Source organism: Roseixanthobacter pseudopolyaromaticivorans (assembly GCF_043195145.2).
Classification (GTDB): domain Bacteria; phylum Pseudomonadota; class Alphaproteobacteria; order Rhizobiales; family Xanthobacteraceae; genus NCEH01.
Genome location: NZ_CM195539.1, coordinates 3330073 through 3345848, shown reverse-complemented (window position 1 = coordinate 3345848; position 15776 = coordinate 3330073). Strand labels below are relative to the sequence as shown.

The window sequence follows — 15776 nt, the reverse complement described above, 5'->3', positions numbered from 1 at the left end:
GGCGCGAACGCCCTGTACGATCCCCGGCCTTTTAGCGATTTATTTAGCGTGGCAGCAAGCCGGCCGGCTCAAATTCACCACGGAACGATTTCAGTTAAAGCGCGCGGCAGACTTGGCGTCAAGGGATGCGTCCGTTAAACCGAACGGTGGGACAGGGAGGCGGATCGCAGGTGGACCAGCTGAAACCGGGCATCTTGCCGTCACAGGCCATTGCCGCGCTTCACGAGGCCGGCGGCATCGTCACGAAGCGGGCGTTCGACGACGATCAGATTCAGCCGGCCAGCCTCGATCTGCGGCTCGGGCGCACGGCATGGCGCATCCGCGCCAGCTTCCTGCCCGGCGCCGGCATGAGCGTGAAGGAGCGGCTGGAGGATCTCGCGCTCCACAAGCTTGACCTCGCCGATGGCGCGGTGCTGGAAACCGGCTGCGTCTATCTGGTGCAATTGGCCGAGAAGCTGAAGCTGCCGGCCGATGTCTCGGCCGCCACCAATCCCAAAAGCTCCACCGGCCGGCTCGATGTGTTCACCCGCGTGATCGCCGATGGCGCGCGCGCCTTCGATGCCATCCCCGCCGGCTACGAGGGGCCGCTGTTCCTGGAAATCTCGCCGCGCACCTTCCCGATCCTGGCGCGCACCGGCTCGCGCCTGTCGCAGGTGCGGTTCCGGCGCGGCGTCTCGCGCCTGTCCGATCTCGAACTGCTGACCCTTCAGACGGCCGAGCAGTTGGTGAATGCGGAAAAGCCCGACGTGGTGGGCGGCGGCATCGCGGTCGGCGTCGATCTGGCGGGCGAGGCCTGGGGCGGCCTTTTGGGCTTCCGCGCCAAGCGGCATACCGGCGTCGTGGACGTGGATCGCCGCAACGCGCTCGATGTGGAGGATTTCTGGGAGCCGATCCGGGCGCGCGGGCGCACCAGCCTGGTGCTCGATCCCGACGCTTTCTACATCCTCGCCTCCCGCGAGGCGGTGCAGGTGCCTCCCGCGTTTGCCGCCGAGATGGTGCCGTTCGATCCGCTGGTGGGCGAATTCCGCGTGCATTATGCGGGCTTCTTCGATCCCGGCTTCGGCCATGCGGCGGCCGGCGGCAGCGGCGCGCGCGCTGTGCTGGAAGTGCGCTCGCGCGAGGTGCCGTTCATTCTTGAGCACGGCCAGACCGTGGGGCGCCTCGTCTATGAGCGCATGGCGGCGCGGCCGAAGGCGCTCTACGGCGAGGGGCTCGGTTCAAACTACCAGGGGCAGGGCCTGAAGCTCTCCAAGCATTTCCGCGCTTTCGTGCCGGGGGCCTGAGGCAGGGGCGATGGGGGGCGGGATGATCCAAAGCACAATCGAATTCGTGCTGCGAAATATTCCGGAAATACTCTTCGTTGCTGCCTTCGTACTGGCGGCGGTGACACGGACCCCGGCCTATTTTCCGGCCCGTCTGCTGGGATGGCTGCTTCTGTCGGCCGGCCTCGCTTACGCCTGGGCCGGCGTTTTTCACATTCTATTCCCGCGTATTGCGGCGGCGAGCATTGGCTGGGCGGTCAGCCCGTTCCAGTTTGAAATCGGCGTGGCGGATACGGCGATCGGTCTCGTCGCCATCGTGTCCTTCTGGCGCACGTTGGATTTCAAGGGGCCCGTGGTGGGCTATCTCTCGCTGTTTTCCATCGGCGTCGCCTATGGACATATCCGCGACGCGATTTATGCCGGAAACACCGCGGCGGATAATTTCGGGGCGCTGCTGATCATCACGCTGGTGCATGCCGTGCTGTTGCCCGTGCTGTACCTGCTGGCACGCAGGAACAGCGCCTGATCCTGCGGTCTCCCTCGCGCCCTAGGCCGCCTCCAGCTCCTTATGGACGACGGGCTTGGCGGCATGGGGCTGGGTTGCCGGGTTGAGCAGCGCGCCGAGATCGGCGAGCGGGCGGAGCACCGCTTCGGAAAAGCTCAGGTAATCCGCCACGAAGGGCAGCAGGCGGCGTGTGCCCTGGTCGCCCGCCATCTCCAGCGCGACGGAGACCGCCGCGTCGAGTTCCGGCGCCGCGCCCGGGTTCGCCGCCGGTGTCGCGAGGCCCAGCGCCTGGTCGAACGCCGCGAGCGTGCGGGCGCGCGCCGCTTCCAGGATGGTCACGGTCTCCGGCGGGGGCGAGAGCGTGTCCAGCCGGTGCGCCACATCCTCCAGCAGCGCGAGATAGGTGATGAGGATCTCCAGGGTGGAGACCAGCGTCACCACGTCGCCCGCCGAGCGATGGCCGAGCGAGGTTTCCGCACCGATGTGCGGCAGGCGTTCCGACAATTGCCGCAGATCGGCGGAGAGGGCGGCGGTCACATTGCCCATCTCACCGGGAACGCTGCCCTTGCGCGGCCAGCAATTGGCGAAGGCGGCCCGGCATTGGCTGACCATGCCGATCACCTGGTTGCGGATCTGGTCCGCCACATAGACCGGCAGCACCACGAACGAAACCACCAGCGCGATGACCGCGCCGATGGCGGTCTCGTAGATGCGTGCGATCATGCCGTCCGCGCCGAGGCCGGTGACGAGGTGCAGTCCCACCACCACCGAAAGGCCGGTCGCGGCCGAGGCGACGTCGTACCGGTCGCGCTGGGTGACGAGGCCGATCATCTGGGCGATCAGGCAGGCGGCGGCGAGCAGCCATACGTTCCGGTCCAGCCCCACCACGAGCGCGATGCCGATCACCGCGCCGGCCAGCGTTCCCACCGTGCGATAGCGCACGCGCACATAGGTTTCGCCCAGGCTGTTGCCCAGCACGAACATCACCGTCATGGTCGCCCAATAGGCGTGGTCCAGCCCCACCGCGAGATCGAGCGTTGTGGTGATGCTGGTGGCGACCAGCCCCTGGATGGCCACCTTGGTATAGAACGGCATGCCTTTCGGTGCGGCCGGGGCCGTGGTGGTGCCTGCCGGGGCCGGGCCGGGCGTAATGAGCCCGGCGGCCGCCTCGGGCGGGACGTTCCAGCGGGACGTGTCCACGCTTTCCAGGCGCGAGAGGTCGGTCACCACCAGGAACAGCCGGTCGAAGGCCGTGACCGCGCGCAGCAGCGCCAATTGTTCCTGTGCCGAAATATCGGGCACCATCGCCGCCTCGCGCAGCCGGCCGATAGCGCTGCGCATGCGCTGCGGGTCCTCGAACGGCTGGCCGAGCCCGCGTTCAAGATGGCGCGCCAGTTGATCGGCGCAGGCCGCGAGCGGTGCGCGCCACGCCCCCTCGGAGCCGCGCGGATCGGGAATGCAGTCGCCGAGCAATTGGGTCGCCACCCGCAGCCGGTAGACCAGCGAGCGCACGGCCTCGATATATTCGCGCGCCTGCGGGTCTTCCGCCGCGGCGTTAACCAGCGCCGCGCGCACGCGGATCTTGATGCGGTCCAGCATTTCCGCCGGCGGCGGGGGCACGTGCACGCCGGAGCGCACGCAGGTGCCGAGCAGGTGAAGGTATTCGCCAACGGTCGCCCCGGCTTCCACCACACAGGTGGAATAGACCTTCAGCGCCGAGGGGCGCGTGAGGGTGAAGCGGACGAGGAAGGTCACGATGCCGCCCTGCACCGCCGCGAGCAGCAGCCAGGCGGCCTGAATGCGCGTGGGATGCAGCACGGCGGCGACGGTGGCGATGATGATGAGCGCGATGCCCATCCGCTGGCCTTCCATGCCGAAGCGCCGCAGATACAGGGCGATGCAGGTGAGCGGCACCAGAAGCAGCTTCATCGCCAGTTCGTTCGCCGGCGCGTTGCCCGGCGCGGCGATCACCACGGCGATGAGCAGGGCGATGGTCATGGCGAACAGCTTGCCGAAGCTGATGGCTTCGGTGCGGCGACTGGCCGAGGGCGTGAAATTGATCAGCACCAGCGCCGTCATGGCCCCCGCCATGGGGAAGATGACGTCGAGATTGAGCTGAAAGGCGCGGGAGGTCGCGTAGCCGAGGCAGATGACCAGCACGAAGGAGATGGCGAGATGCAGCGCGCGCGTGCTGTCGATGCCGCCGGGGTCATGGTCCGACAGCCAGAGCCCGAGCCGACCCACCAAGGTTCTGGGCTCGTCAAATGCGCCGACCTGCGGGTCCTGCATCGCTCACCCCTTCGCGATTCAAGGCGTCGATCGCAAAGGTTCATGGCAGGCGGAAAAAGTCCAGCGATCGGCGCTCGCTATCCCACGGGAAGGCGGGATGCGGCGCCGACGCCGTACGTTAAGCCTACTGGGCGATGTAGCCGCCCGACGGCGCCACCATCACCGGGCCGGGCTCGACCGAATAGACCGGCACATAGACCTGCGGCGCAGGGACGATCATGGTGGAATTGCGCCCGCCCACGGACTGGGACTGCTGGTCCTGCAGCAGCATGTAGCCGCCGTGGGAGCGCAGATAGTCCATCTGGCGCAGCTGCACCTGGCTGTCATTGACCTGATTGATGGAATCGTCGGCACGCGCGGCGGTGGACATGCCGGAGGCGGCCGCCAGGGTGAGCGCGACGAGGGCGGTGCCGGTGGCGATGAACTTGTTCATGACGAACTCCTTCAAACGGGCGCACGCCCTCCTTCGCGAAGGACCGCGCCGGCGCGGGGCGTGCCCGCAGATTGCGATGTGGTGTTCGGCCCGGATGCAGCGCAGGCGCTCAATTCAGGGCCGGTCTGCTAAAGAAACGCGGGAGCGCGCGCTTGGTTTCCTCGATCCATCGCATTTCGTGAACGGCGCGAGGCGGGGCGCCGCCCGCGTGTTCTTTCGCGGTGCAAAATCGCGTGCGAAAATCGTTCAACTTTTGCCGCGCATGCTCTAAAGCGGCGCACGGCGCCGCGCGTTACGCCCGGCCCTGGAGGAGACATGATGGCGGCCGGCGCGCGCGTTCTTTCCCGCTACGAAGCCATGGTGCGCGCCGGGGAGATCACGCCCGACCCTGCCCAGGCCACCGTCATCCAGGCGTTCGCGCGCCTGGAAGTGGAACTGCGCGATCGCTTGCTCGCCCGCAAATCCTCCGCGCTGGGCTGGTTGTTTCACCGCCGCACGCCGACCGCCCCGCGGGGCCTCTACATCTATGGCGAGGTCGGGCGCGGCAAGACCATGCTCATGGACCTGTTTTTCGACAGCGTGGAGGTGCGCGCCAAGCGCCGCGCGCATTTCCATGAATTCATGGCGGACGTGCACGACCGCATCTTCGCCGAGCGGCAGGCGCAGAAGCGCGGCGAGCGCAAGACCTCGGACCCGCTCCAGCCGGTCGCCGACGATCTCGCCAAGCAGGTGCAGCTTCTGTGCTTCGACGAATTCCACGTGACCGACATCGCCGACGCCATGATCCTCGGTCGGCTGTTCCAGAAGCTGTTCGCCGACGGCGTGGTGGTGGTCGCGACCTCGAACGTGAAGCCGGACGACCTCTATGCCGGCGGCCTCAACCGCGCGCTCTTCCTGCCCTTCATCGCCATGATCGACGAGAAGATGGAGGTGCTGAACCTCGACGCGCGCACCGATTATCGCATGGAGAAGCTCGAAGGCCTGCCGGTGTGGTACGAGCCGCTCGGCCCCGCCGCGCACGAGGCGCTGGATCGCGCCTGGGCGAAGGTCGCCGGGCCCGACGGCGGCCGGCCGACCGCGATCGCCAATCACACCCGGCTCATTCCGGTGCCGCTCGCCGGCAATGGCGCGGCGCGCTTCTCATTCGCCGACCTGTGTGAACAGCCGCTGGGGGCAGGGGACTATCTGCGCATCTCCCGCGCCTTTCATACGGTGGTGATCGAGGGTATCCCGGTGATGGACGGCGACCATCGCAACGAGGCCAAGCGCTTCATCTCGCTGATCGACACCTTCTACGACGGCGGCGTGAAGCTGATCGCCTCGGCGGCGGCGGAGCCGGAGAAGCTCTATCTAGGCTCGGAAGGGGCGGAAGCGTTCGAATTCGCGCGCACGGTTTCCCGCCTGCACGAGATGCGTTCCACCGAATATCTCGGGCGCACCCATGGCCGCGCCGATTCCGCCGCCTCCGGCAATACCACCGGACTGGTGGAGACTTGAGCACCGCGTCATCACCCTGTCGCGCGCAGCGGCGAACACTGCCGGCTTGCCTGTTCGTCCTTGGACCAATTGGCAGCGTTGGGGCGATGTCTATAAGCAGAGCCGGGGTTCCGGGCGCGATTGTGCACTGCGCGCGTCTTGAACCCCTTGCCGGATGGGAGTAGTCAAGCCCCGCTCGGCCTTGGCCGCTTCCATTGCCCGTATCCGAGGACACTCCCACATGGCGCGCAATAAGATTGCTTTGATCGGAGCCGGCCAGATCGGCGGCACGCTCGCCCTTCTGTCCGGCCTCAAGGAGCTGGGCGACGTCGTCCTCTTCGACGTGGCGGAGGGAACGCCGCAGGGCAAGGCGCTGGATCTGGCGGAACTCTCCCCGGTGGAGGGCTTCGATGCAAAGCTGTCGGGCGCCAATTCGTATGAGGATATCGCGGGCGCCGACGTGGTGATCGTCACCGCCGGCGTGCCGCGCAAGCCGGGCATGAGCCGCGACGACCTGCTCTCCATCAATCTGAAGGTGATGGAGCAGGTGGGCGCCGGCATCGCGAAATACGCGCCGAATGCCTTCGTGATCTGCATCACCAACCCGCTCGACGCCATGGTGTGGGCGCTGCAGAAATCCTGCGGCCTGCCCAAGGAGAAGGTGGTCGGCATGGCGGGCGTGCTGGACAGCGCCCGCTTCCGCTACTTCCTGGCCGACGAGTTCAAGGTCTCGGTGAAGGATGTGACCGCGTTCGTGATGGGCGGCCACGGCGACACCATGGTGCCGCTGATCCGCTATTCCACGGTCGCCGGCATCTCGGTTCCCGATCTGATCAAGATGGGCTGGACCACCCAGGAGCGCATCGACACCATCATCCAGCGCACCCGCGACGGCGGCGCGGAGATCGTGAACCTGCTGAAGACCGGCTCCGCCTTCTACGCCCCGGCCGCCTCCGCCATCGCCATGGCCGAGAGCTACCTGAAGGACAAGAAGCGCGTGCTGCCGGCTGCCGCCTATCTCTCGGGCGAATACGGCCTCAAGGACATCTATGTGGGTGTTCCGGTGGTGATCGGCGCGGGCGGCGTCGAGCGCATCGTCGAGGTCGAGCTGGACCGCACGGAGCGGGCGAATTTCGACAAGTCGGTATCGGCCGTTCAAGGCCTGGTGGATGCTTGCCTCAAGATCGCGCCCGATCTGAGCAAGTAAATTAAGTGTGCGGCGGCGGCTCTCGGGCCGCCGTTTCCCTGTCGGGCGGGTCCAACCGCCGGCTTTGACACTCCGAAATGTTCCACCCCGTCCGGGGTGGGTCACTTCGAAACCCTTAGGGACGAAGCCCCATGAACATCCATGAGTACCAGGCGAAGGCGCTGCTGAAGAGCTACGGCGCGCCGGTTTCCCGCGGCATCGCGGTGTTTAGCCCGGAGGAGGCCGAGAAGGCCGCGACCGAGCTCGGCGGCCCCCTCTGGGTCGTGAAGTCCCAGATCCACGCCGGCGGGCGCGGCAAGGGCAAGTTCAAGGAAGCCGCCGCGGGCGAAAAGGGCGGCGTGCGCCTCGCCAAGTCGGTGGAGGAGGTGAAGGCCTTCGCCTCCCAGATGCTGGGCAACACCCTCGTCACCATCCAGACCGGCCCGGTCGGCAAGCAGGTGAACCGCCTCTATATCGAGGACGGCTCCGACATCGAGAAGGAATTCTACCTCTCGCTGCTGGTGGACCGCACCACCTCGCGCGTCTCGTTTGTCGTGTCCACCGAAGGCGGCATGGACATCGAGGACGTGGCCCACAACACCCCTGAGAAGATCGTCAGCTTCTCGGTCGATCCGGCCACCGGCGTGCAGCCGTTCCACGGCCGCAAGGTCGCCGACGCGCTCGGCCTTGCCGGCGATCTCGCCAAGCAGGCGGGCAAGCTGACCGACGTGCTGTTCAAGGCGTTCGTCGCCACCGACATGGAAATGCTCGAGATCAACCCGCTGATCGTCACCAAGGACAATCGCCTGGTGGTGCTCGACGCGAAGGTGAGCTTCGACGGCAACGCCTTGTTCCGTCATCCCGACCTGGTCGAGCTGCGCGACCTGACCGAGGAAGACGCCAAGGAAATCGAAGCCTCCAAGTACGACCTCGCCTACATCACGCTCGATGGCACCATCGGCTGCATGGTGAACGGCGCAGGCCTTGCCATGGCGACGCTGGACATCATCAAGCTGTATGGCGAGAGCCCGGCCAACTTCCTCGACGTGGGCGGCGGCGCCAGCGAGGAGAAGGTGACGGCGGCGTTCAAGATCATCACTGCGGACCCCAATGTGAAGGGCATCCTGGTGAACATCTTCGGCGGCATCATGAAGTGCGACGTGATCGCGCGCGGCGTCCTGGAGGCGGTGAAGACCGTCGGCCTGGAAGTGCCCCTGGTGGTGCGCCTGGAAGGCACCAATGTTGAACTGGGCAAGCAGATCATCCGCGAGAGCGGGCTGAATGTGATCCCCGCCGATGACCTCGACGACGCCGCGCAGAAGATCGTGGGCGCGGTGAAGAAGGAAGCTGCGTGATGTCCGTGCTTATCGACGCCAACACCAAGGTCATCACCCAGGGCTTCACCGGCAAGAACGGCACCTTCCATTCCGAGCAGGCGATCGCCTACGGAACGAAGATGGTCGGCGGCACCTCGCCCGGCAAGGGCGGCACCACCCATCTCGGCCTACCGGTGTTCGACACCGTGATCGAGGCGCGCGAGGCCACCGGCGCCGACGCCAGCGTGATCTACGTGCCGCCTCCGGGTGCGGCGGACGCGATCCTGGAAGCCATCGACGCGGAAATCCCGCTCATCGTCTGCATCACCGAGGGCATCCCGGTGCTGGACATGGTGAAGGTGAAGCGCGCGCTCTCCGGCTCCAAGTCGCGCCTGATCGGGCCCAATTGCCCGGGCGTGATGACGGCGGGCGAATGCAAGATCGGCATCATGCCGGGCAACATCTTCAAGCAGGGCTCGGTGGGCGTGGTCTCGCGCTCGGGCACGCTGACCTATGAGGCGGTGTTCCAGACCTCGCAGGAGGGCCTGGGCCAGACCAGCGCGGTGGGCATCGGCGGCGACCCGGTGAAGGGCACCGAGTTCATCGACGTGCTGGAGCTGTTCCTGGCGGACCCGAAGACCTTGTCGATCGTGATGATCGGCGAGATCGGCGGCTCGGCGGAAGAGGATGCGGCGCAGTTCATCGCGGACGAGGCCAAGCGCGGGCGCAAGAAGCCCATGGTGGGCTTCATCGCCGGCCGCACGGCGCCTCCGGGCCGTCGCATGGGCCATGCGGGCGCGATCATCTCGGGCGGCAAGGGCGGTGCGGAAGACAAGATCGCGGCCATGGAAGCGGCCGGCATCCGCGTCTCCCCCTCGCCCGCGCGCCTCGGAAAGACCCTCGTCGAAGTCCTCAAGGGCTGATCGCCACGGGCCCGGCGGCCGCGCTGCCGGGCCATTTGCACCTTTTGCGGGCCTGCCGCTCATTTCGCCACGGCGGCGTGGCCTGCATGGGAGGCAGTTCGGCCCTGCGGATAAAGCTGCCAAAAGGACGCGGATTGTCCCTTCCGTGCACCCAGCGGCAGGTTTATGTACGGGGCGTCGCTCGTTTATGCCTCCGGCTGAGCCGGGGTGTTTCGGTCGAACGGCTGGGATCTTAGCCGTCTCAGTCTCAATTTGTGGCAGCGCTCGGCTCTTGGGGCTTGGTTTTCGGGGCGAGTTGCGCTCTTAAAGCCACGGCGCCAAGGCCATCCGGGATTAAGCCCATGTCGCGTGCGGACCAGAACGAACAGCTTCTCGCCACCTCCTTCTTGTATGGAGGTAACGCTCAGTGGATCGACGATCTCTATGCCCGCTACGAAGCTGATCCAGCTTCGGTCGATGCGCAGTGGCAGAGCTTCTTCGCCGCCCTGAACGACGATCCCGCCCAGGTTCGCAAGAATGCCGACGGCGCTTCCTGGAAGAAGCCGGGCTGGCCGATCCACGCCAATGGCGAGCTGGTCTCGGCCCTCGATGGAAACTGGATCGAGGTCGAGAAGAAGGTCGCGGACAAGGTCCAGGCCAAGGCCCAGAAGGCCGGCATCGAATTCTCCTCCACCGACGTGCAGCAGGCGACCCGCGATTCCGTGAAGGCGCTGATGATGATCCGCGCCTATCGCATGCGCGGCCATCTGCATGCCGACCTCGACCCGCTCAAGCTCACCCCGCCGCGCGAGGCGCCCGAGCTCGACCCGGTCTCCTACGGCTTCTATGAGGCCGACCTCGACCGCAAGATCTTCATCGACAACGTGCTCGGCCTTGAATTCGCGACCGTGCGCGAGATGATCGCCATCCTGCGCCGCACCTATTGCCGGACCATCGGCGTGGAGTTCATGCACATCTCCTCGCCCGAGGAGAAGGCCTGGATCCAGGAGCGCATCGAGGGGCCGGACAAGGAAGTCTCCTTCACCCGCGAGGGCAAGCGCGCCATCCTCAACAAGCTGGTGGAGGCCGAGGGCTTCGAGAAGTTCCTCGACGTGAAGTACACCGGCACCAAGCGCTTCGGCCTGGACGGCGGCGAGAGCCTGATCCCGGCGCTGGAGCAGATCATCAAGCGCGGCGGCAGCCTCGGCGTCCAGGACATCGTGTTCGGCATGGCCCATCGCGGCCGCCTGAACACCCTGACCCAGGTGATGGGCAAGCCGCACCGCGCGCTGTTCCACGAGTTCAAGGGCGGCTCCTGGGCGCCCGACGAGGTCGAGGGCTCCGGCGACGTGAAGTACCATCTCGGTGCCTCGTCCGACCGCGAGTTCGACGGCAACAAGGTCCATATCTCGCTGACCGCCAACCCCTCGCACCTGGAGATCGTCGATCCCGTGGTGCTCGGCAAGGCGCGCGCCAAGCAGGACCAGCTGAAGGACAGCGAGCGCGTGAAGGTGCTGCCGCTGCTGATCCACGGCGATGCCGCCTTCGCCGGCCAGGGCGTGGTCGCCGAGTGCCTCGGGCTCTCCGGCCTGAAGGGGCACCGCACCGGCGGGTCGATCCACTTCATCATCAACAACCAGATCGGCTTCACCACCAATCCGCGCTATTCGCGCTCCTCGCCTTATCCCTCCGACGTGGCGAAGATGATCGAGGCGCCGATCTTCCATGTGAACGGCGACGATCCCGAGGCGGTGACCTTCTGCGCCAAGGTGGCGATCGAGTTCCGGCAGCGCTTCCACAAGCCTGTCGTGATCGACATGTTCTGCTACCGCCGCTACGGCCATAACGAGGGCGACGAGCCTTCGTTCACCCAGCCGCACATGTACAAGGTGATCCGCCAGCATCCGAGCGTGCTCGACCTCTATTCCGGCCGCCTGGTGGAAGAAGGCGTGCTCGAATCCGGCGAGGTGGACAAGCTCCGCGCCGCCTGGCGCGACCGGCTGGAAGGCGAATATGAGGCCGGCCAGGCCTACAAGCCCAACAAGGCGGACTGGCTGGACGGCCGCTGGGCCGGCTTCAAGGCGATCCACGAGGACGACGATCCGCGCCGCGGCGACACCGGCGTCGCGCTCGACCGCCTCAAGGACATCGGCGAGAAGATCACCCGCGTGCCGGAGGGCTTCACCGTCCACCGCACCATCCAACGCTTCCTCGACAACCGCCGCAACGCGATCGAGACCGGCGAAGGCATCGACTGGGCGACCGGCGAGGCACTCGCCTTCTGCACCCTGCTGGAAGAGGGCAACCCCGTCCGCCTGTCCGGCCAGGACGTGGAGCGCGGCACCTTCTCGCAGCGCCACTCCGTGCTGACCGATCAGAACAACGAGGCGCGCTACAAGCCGTTCAACCATCTCACGGCCGACCAGGCCAAGTACGAGGTCATCAATTCGATGCTCTCGGAAGAGGCGGTGCTTGGCTTCGAATATGGCTACACCCTCTCGGAGCCCAACACGCTGGTTCTGTGGGAAGCCCAGTTCGGCGACTTCGCCAACGGCGCGCAGGTGGTGTTCGACCAGTTCATCTCTTCGGGCGAGCGCAAGTGGCTGCGCATGTCGGGCCTCGTGTGCCTGCTGCCGCATGGCTACGAAGGCCAGGGGCCGGAGCATTCCTCCGCCCGCCTGGAGCGCTATCTGCAGATGTGCGCGGAAGACAATATGCAGGTGGCGAACTGCACAACGCCTGCCAATTACTTCCACATCCTGCGCCGCCAGATGAAGCGTGAGTTCCGCAAGCCGCTGATCCTGATGACGCCGAAGTCGCTGCTGCGTCACAAGCGGGCGGTGTCCAGCCTGTCGGAACTGGCCGATGGCACCACGTTCCACCGCATCCTGTTCGACGATGCGCAGTCGCATCCCTCGGCGGATTCGGTGAAGCTGGTGGCGGACGACAAGATCCGCCGCGTCGTGCTGTGCACCGGCAAGGTCTATTACGACCTCTATGAGGAGCGCGAGAAGCGCGGAACCAACGACGTGTATCTGATGCGCGTCGAGCAATTGTTCCCGTTCCCGCTCAAGACCCTGGTTCAGGAACTCTCGCGCTTCAAGAACGCGGAAGTGGTCTGGTGCCAGGAAGAGCCGAAGAACCAGGGTGCCTGGGCCTTCGTGCAGCCGTATCTGGAATGGGTGCTGGAGAATATCGGCGCCGCTTCCAAGCGTCCGCGTTATGCCGGCCGTCCGGCGTCCGCGGCCACCGCCACCGGGCTCATGTCCAAGCATCTCGCGCAGCTGAAGGCGTTCCTCGAGGACGCCCTCGCCTGAGGACAGGCTCTCTCGCTCGACAACCCGCCCCAACGAAAGAAGACGATCCCCATGGCCACCGAGATCCGCGTTCCAACGCTCGGCGAATCCGTGACGGAAGCGACCATCGGCAAGTGGTTCAAGAAGCCGGGCGAGGCGGTGAAAGCCGACGAGCCGCTGGTGGAGCTTGAAACCGACAAGGTCACCGTGGAAGTGCCGGCGCCTTCCGCCGGCGTGCTGGCCGAAATCGTCGCCAAGGATGGCGAGACGGTCGGTGTCGGCGCGCTGCTCGGCATGCTCGGCGAAGGCTCAGGCGCTGCCGCCGCGCCGGCTCCGAAGGCTGACGCTCCGAAGGCCGAAGCGCCCAAGGCTGCTGCCGCGCCTGCGCCCGCCAAGCCCGCGCCCGCCAAGGCGGCTGCCGCCGATGCCAACGGCCCCGCCGTCGCCCGCCTCGCCGCGGAGAGCGGCGTGTCGCCGGCCGGCGTGGACGGTTCCGGCAAGGACGGCCGCGTGACCAAGGGCGACATGCTCTCGGCCATCGCCGCCGTGCAGGCCGCGCCGGCTCCGGTCGCCGCCCGCGCGCCGTCCTCGGCAAACGAAGCCGCGCTCGAAGAGCGGGTGAAGATGACCAAGCTGCGGCAGACCATCGCCCGCCGCCTGAAGGACGCCCAGAACACCGCCGCCATGCTCACCACGTTCAACGACGTGGACATGAGCGGGGTCATGGGCCTGCGCGCCCAGTTCAAGGATGCCTTCGAGAAGAAGCACGGCACCAAGCTCGGCTTCATGGGTTTCTTCACCAAGGCCGTGATCCAGGCGCTGAAGGACATCCCGGCGGTGAATGCCGAGATCGACGGGCAGGATCTGGTCTACAAGAACTATTACAACATCGGCATCGCGGTGGGCACCGAGAAGGGCCTCGTCGTTCCGGTGGTGCGTGACGCCGACCAGCTCTCGGTCGCCGGCATCGAGAAGGCCATCGCCGCTTTCGGCCGCAAGGCCCGCGACGGCAAGCTCGGCATCGAGGACATGCAGGGCGGCACCTTCACCATCACCAACGGCGGCATCTACGGCTCGCTGATGTCCACCCCCATCCTCAACGCGCCGCAGTCGGGCATTCTCGGCATGCATCGCATCGAGGAGCGGCCGGTGGCCATCAAGGGCCAGGTGGTGATCCGCCCGATGATGTATCTCGCGCTCTCCTACGACCACCGCATCGTCGACGGCCGCGAGGCCGTGACCTTCCTGGTGCGCGTGAAGGAAACCCTGGAAGATCCGGCGCGCCTCGTTCTGGATCTGTGAGTCCAAGCAACATCTTCCGCCGTCATGCCCGGGCAGTGCCCGGGCATCCACGCGACGCCCGGCGGACGTGGATGGCCGGGCCCCGGCCGTGACGACCTGATCGGAGTAGTCTTATGTCCTACGATCTCCTCGTCATCGGCACCGGCCCCGGTGGTTATGTCTGTGCCATCCGCGCCGCCCAGCTCGGCCTGAAGGTCGCGGTGGTGGAGAAGCGCGCCACCCACGGCGGCACCTGCCTGAACGTCGGCTGCATTCCCTCCAAGGCGCTGCTCTACGCTTCCGAATTCTTCGAGGAAGCGGGCCACAAGTTCGCCAGCATGGGCATCGGCGTCAGCACGCCCACGCTCGACCTGCCCGCCATGCTCGCCTTTAAGGACAAGGGCGTGGACGGCAATGTGAAGGGCGTCGAATTCCTGCTGAAGAAGAACAAGGTCGACGTGTTCTTCGGCACCGGCAAGATCCTCGCCGCCGGCAAGGTGGAAGTCACGCTCAATTCCGACGGCTCCAAGCAGCTCGTCGAGACGAAGAACATCGTCATCGCCACCGGCTCGGACGTGGCGCAGCTTCCCGGCGTCACCATCGACGAGGAGCGCATCGTCTCCTCCACCGGCGCGCTTGCGCTGGCCAAGGTGCCCGGCAAGCTGGTGGTGGTGGGCGCCGGCGTGATCGGCCTCGAGCTCGGCAGCGTGTGGCGCCGCCTCGGCGCGCAGGTCACGGTGGTGGAATATCTCGACCGCATCCTGCCCGGCATGGACGGTGATGTGGCCAAGTCCTTCCAGCGCATCCTTGCCAAGCAGGGCTTCGACTTCAAGCTCGGCAGCAAGGTCACGGGCGTGGATACGTCCGGCAAGATGCTCAAGGTGTCCATTGAGCCCGCCGCCGGCGGCGCCGCTGAAACGCTGGAAGCGGACGTGGTCCTGGTGGCCATCGGCCGCGTCGCCTACACCGCCGGGCTCGGCCTTGCCGAGATCGGGGTGGAGACCGACAAGCGCGGCCGCGTGGTGGTGGATCCGCACTTCAAGTCGAGCGTGGACGGCATCTATGCCATCGGCGACGTGATCGCCGGCCCCATGCTGGCCCACAAGGCCGAGGACGAGGGCGTTGCCGCGGCGGAGATCCTGGCCGGCAAGGCGGGCCATGTGAATTACGACGTGATCCCCGGCGTGGTCTACACGTTCCCGGAAGTGGCCTCCGTCGGCAAGACCGAGGAAGAACTGAAGGAAGCGGGCATCGCCTATAACGTCGGCAAGTTCCCCTTCACCGCCAACGGCCGCGCGAAGGTGAACAACACCACGGACGGGTTCGTGAAGATCCTGGCCGATGCCGCCACCGACAAGGTGCTCGGCGCCCACATCATCGGCGCCGAGGCGGGCGAGATGATCCACGAATGCGCGGTGCTGATGGAATTCGGCGGCTCGTCCGAGGATCTCGCCCGCACCTGCCATGCCCATCCCACCCGCTCGGAAGCGGTGAAGGAAGCGGCGATGGCGGTGGAAAAGCGCGCCATCCACATGTGAGCCGAAAGGCTGGCCGCCGAACCGGGGGCCAGCCTTTTTTCACTGAACGCGTGACTCAGGTCCGCTTGCTGGGGATCGGCGCGGAGACCGTGACGGTCGAATCCGTGGTGCTGACATCGGCGGCGGCGTCCGGCGGGCAATTGGCAAACGCCGGGCCGGCCGGGGCGATGACGACGGCGCCGAAGGCCGCGAAGGCCATGATCGACAGCGCCCGCAGGGCGATTGCAGTCGTTCTCATCCGTCTCACTCCCGTTGCATCCGTCCCAAGGCTAGCTCCCGGATTGCAAGCCGG

General features: G+C 66.5%; 12 protein-coding genes and 1 riboswitch. Of the genes, 9 read left to right on the top strand and 3 right to left on the bottom strand.

All coding sequences use genetic code 11. From position 1 onward, the window contains the following. Positions 1-11: 11 nt before the first annotated feature. Positions 12-91: riboswitch (SAM riboswitch) on the bottom strand. A gap of 79 nt (positions 92-170) precedes the next feature. Next, positions 171-1283: a 2'-deoxycytidine 5'-triphosphate deaminase gene (locus V5F68_RS15875; protein ID WP_394014006.1), complete on the top strand. Its 1113-nt coding sequence runs from the start codon at positions 171-173 to the stop codon at positions 1281-1283. 10 nt (positions 1284-1293) lie between these two features. Then, positions 1294-1788, top strand: a complete 495-nt coding sequence (locus V5F68_RS15870; protein WP_509274408.1) for a DUF6790 family protein — start codon at positions 1294-1296, stop codon at positions 1786-1788. A gap of 21 nt (positions 1789-1809) precedes the next feature. On the opposite strand, the gene V5F68_RS15865 is transcribed toward V5F68_RS15870, so the two are convergent. Together V5F68_RS15865 and V5F68_RS15860 are read right to left on the bottom strand one after the other, a co-directional pair. After that, complete coding sequence (locus V5F68_RS15865) at positions 1810-4056, bottom strand: FUSC family protein (protein ID WP_394014004.1); 2247 nt, start codon at positions 4054-4056, stop codon at positions 1810-1812. Between the two features lie 124 nt (positions 4057-4180). Next, a complete protein-coding gene (locus V5F68_RS15860; protein ID WP_348844475.1) occupies positions 4181-4489 on the bottom strand; it encodes a hypothetical protein in 309 nt (102 codons plus the stop codon). Positions 4490-4804: 315 nt separating this feature from the next. Between V5F68_RS15860 and zapE the strand changes: the two genes are divergently transcribed. The 7 genes from zapE to lpdA all read left to right on the top strand — a co-directional run bounded on the left by zapE (position 4805) and on the right by lpdA (position 15484). Next, positions 4805-5986: a cell division protein ZapE gene (gene zapE, locus V5F68_RS15855; RefSeq protein WP_394014003.1), complete on the top strand. Its 1182-nt coding sequence runs from the start codon at positions 4805-4807 to the stop codon at positions 5984-5986. A gap of 220 nt (positions 5987-6206) precedes the next feature. Then, a complete protein-coding gene (mdh, locus tag V5F68_RS15850; protein ID WP_348844477.1) occupies positions 6207-7172 on the top strand; it encodes a malate dehydrogenase in 966 nt (321 codons plus the stop codon). A 131-nt stretch (positions 7173-7303) separates the two neighbouring features. Continuing rightward, complete coding sequence (sucC, locus tag V5F68_RS15845; RefSeq protein ID WP_509274405.1) at positions 7304-8506, top strand: ADP-forming succinate--CoA ligase subunit beta; 1203 nt, start codon at positions 7304-7306, stop codon at positions 8504-8506. After that, positions 8506-9390, top strand: a complete 885-nt coding sequence (gene sucD / locus V5F68_RS15840) for a succinate--CoA ligase subunit alpha (RefSeq protein ID WP_509274403.1) — start codon at positions 8506-8508, stop codon at positions 9388-9390. The genes sucC and sucD overlap by 1 nt, the downstream gene beginning before the upstream one ends. Before the next feature lie 341 nt (positions 9391-9731). Then, on the top strand, positions 9732-12686 hold the full coding sequence (locus V5F68_RS15835) for a 2-oxoglutarate dehydrogenase E1 component (protein ID WP_394013474.1): 2955 nt from the start codon (positions 9732-9734) through the stop codon (positions 12684-12686). A 51-nt stretch (positions 12687-12737) separates the two neighbouring features. Further along, positions 12738-13967, top strand: a complete 1230-nt coding sequence (gene odhB, locus V5F68_RS15830; protein WP_394013473.1) for a 2-oxoglutarate dehydrogenase complex dihydrolipoyllysine-residue succinyltransferase — start codon at positions 12738-12740, stop codon at positions 13965-13967. A gap of 113 nt (positions 13968-14080) precedes the next feature. After that, entirely contained in the window at positions 14081-15484 is a 1404-nt protein-coding gene (lpdA, locus tag V5F68_RS15825) for a dihydrolipoyl dehydrogenase (RefSeq protein ID WP_394013472.1), read from the top strand. 55 nt (positions 15485-15539) lie between these two features. On the opposite strand, the gene V5F68_RS15820 is transcribed toward lpdA, so the two are convergent. After that, on the bottom strand, positions 15540-15722 hold the full coding sequence (locus tag V5F68_RS15820) for a hypothetical protein (RefSeq protein WP_348844483.1): 183 nt from the start codon (positions 15720-15722) through the stop codon (positions 15540-15542). Positions 15723-15776: the final 54 nt, after the last annotated feature.